This is a genomic window from Okeania sp. SIO2B9, from assembly GCF_010672505.1.
GTDB classification, from domain to species: domain Bacteria; phylum Cyanobacteriota; class Cyanobacteriia; order Cyanobacteriales; family Microcoleaceae; genus Okeania; species Okeania hirsuta.
In genome coordinates this window covers 1-2,392 of record NZ_JAAHGK010001176.1, presented here as the reverse complement: position 1 = coordinate 2,392, position 2,392 = coordinate 1, and the positions used below count along the sequence as shown (strand labels likewise).

The following is a 2,392-nucleotide window of genomic DNA, read 5'->3' as shown; positions in this document are numbered from 1 at the left end:
ACATCCCAATTTTTTTTTTCATAAATCTGTTGTAACTTATCACCATATTTACTTTCTCCTATAAAAATGTCTTTAGACCTCAAAACGTTCTTCTAGAGATAGTGTTATGCTAGTCACTCCAGTTTTTAGGAATATGACCAAAGATAAATTTAGCCTCCTCATAAATAATCACTCTGCTAGTTTTAATCAACTATAAATCTAAATAAGGTTTTAGCCTTTTTAAGTATCAAAAAGTGCAATATTTTAGGTGGTAATGGTTCAAAAATTTAGGATTTTGATCAAGAGTTGGGCAAAAAAATCAAGGGACGATTCTTCCTACTATATCCTCTATAATTCCCCGTTTATCCTAACTTCTACCCTTACCATGCACACTGATTCAGCAAACCCTAATTACTTATCGAACCGATTTACCAAAGAGGATGTCAAATAAAGAGTAGTAGAAATAAAAGAGATAGAATGAAGATAATTTCAAAAAAAACTATCTATGAAAATTGCTGAAAAACTTATCTTATCTTAGATATTGATATAAATCTAATGATTCTATTCTTAATGATGTTCAAGGAGTGTGATTTTTAAACTTAATTATTACTTAGATCGGGAAATACTTCTCGGACAGCAGGATGAACCAAAAAATGGTCTTTAACATTCAAACCCTTAGCCAAAGCCGGATTTTTTTCTAAAGCTTCACTCCCATAATGAGCCAACTGTAATACATAGGGTAAAGTACTATTATTCAGAGCTTGAGTAGCTGTCCAAGGAACTGCTCCTGGCATATTAGGCACTCCATAATGTAGAACTCCCGATTCTACATATGTAGGATTTGTATGAGAAGTTGGACGTAGAGTTTCCACACAACCACCTTGATCCACAGCTACATCAATAATCACAGAGCCAGGACGCATCTGCGCTACCAAACTTTTAGTTACTAAAACTGGAGAACGACGACCAGGAACTAGAACTGCCCCTATAAGTAAATCGGAATCTACAATAGCTGCTTCAATAGCAGAAGAACTGCTGTATAACAAATCCACTCTAGAACCAAATAGAGTCTCCAGATAAGCTAACCTTTCCAAATTTATATCAAAAATTTGAACCCTTGCCCCCAAACCAACAGCAATTTTAGCTGCTTCTGTACCAACAATCCCACCTCCCAGAATCATCACCTTACCAGCCATAACACCAGGAACTCCGCCTAATAGTAAACCTCTACCACCCTGTTGCCTTTCCAAAAATCTCGCTCCAAACTGCACAGAAAGACGTCCAGCTATTATACTCATGGGAGTTAACAAAGGTAACTTATGGTCAGGTAGTTCTACTGTTTCGTAGGCGATCGCCACCGCCCCACTTTCAATCAACCTTTCAGTTAGCTTTCGGTCAGCAGCCAAATGTAGATAAGTAAACAGAATTTGTCCTGATTTGAGAAATTGGTATTCTGATGATAGAGGTTCTTTTACCTTCACGATCATTTCACAATTCCAAACATCTCCAGCATTTTGTAAAATTTTGGCCTTTGCTTGGATATAATTCTCATCACTAAAACCTGCACCCAACCCTGCTCCTGTTTCGATGAAAACCTGGTGACCAGCTTCAGTACATACCCTGACACTTGCAGGAGTTAGTCCTACACGAAACTCTTGATCCTTAATTTCCTTAGGAATACCTATCTCCATTCACCACCTCTATATTTTGTCGTCGAAAATATAATCTTATTCTGACTACATTTAAATCTAACTCAAAATTAATTATTATTCATAATTCATTTCATGTCGGTCAAACATTCAAATTTACTGAATCAGAGAAAGCTGAAAATTCGTAAGCATTCAGCAGTCAGCTATTAGCTATGAGTTATTAAGTCATTATCTTGGAAGAAGGAATTAGTATTCAAGAAGTGAAATATGTTTGCGCAGCATTCCGCATAAAATGAAATAGTCCTTTCAGCTAACTTTGTTCATTGTTTTATTTTTTATTTCAAAAGCTGATAGCTAAATGCTGATAGCTGAATGCTTACAAATTTTCTTTCAAGAGAGAAGAATTAGGATAAGTGTTTCCCCATAAGGAAGACCAGCAATAATCATAATAAAAACATTAATAAAAAACAATTTTCAAGTAAGTTGGTTTAATTATTCGTAAAATAGTGATGGAGATTCAAGCTACTGATTTTTTTTGAACGCTGGCTTATTGCTTCATTTCTAGACTCCTAGTTTTAACATTTATTCATATAGTATTTTTATTTCAGATGTAAATCTAGATTGAGTTTTTTTTAAGAAAAAAAGTGCATAGTTCGAGTGTTTTATATCCTTATTTTTGCTACTATTTCATGCCATTTTCTCGCCTTGACTATTCCCTAGAACCTCCATATATTTTTCATAGCACTTGGTCTCCACATCCCAGA

Annotated in this window: 1 protein-coding gene; it reads right to left on the bottom strand. The window is 35.0% G+C overall.

Features of this window, described 5'->3' with window-relative positions:
• Positions 1-578: 578 nt before the first annotated feature.
• The gene (gene ald / locus F6K13_RS28610) at positions 579-1,670 is read right to left on the bottom strand and encodes an alanine dehydrogenase (RefSeq protein ID WP_124146153.1); all 1,092 of its coding nucleotides are present in this window, start codon (positions 1,668-1,670) and stop codon (positions 579-581) included.
• Positions 1,671-2,392: the final 722 nt, after the last annotated feature.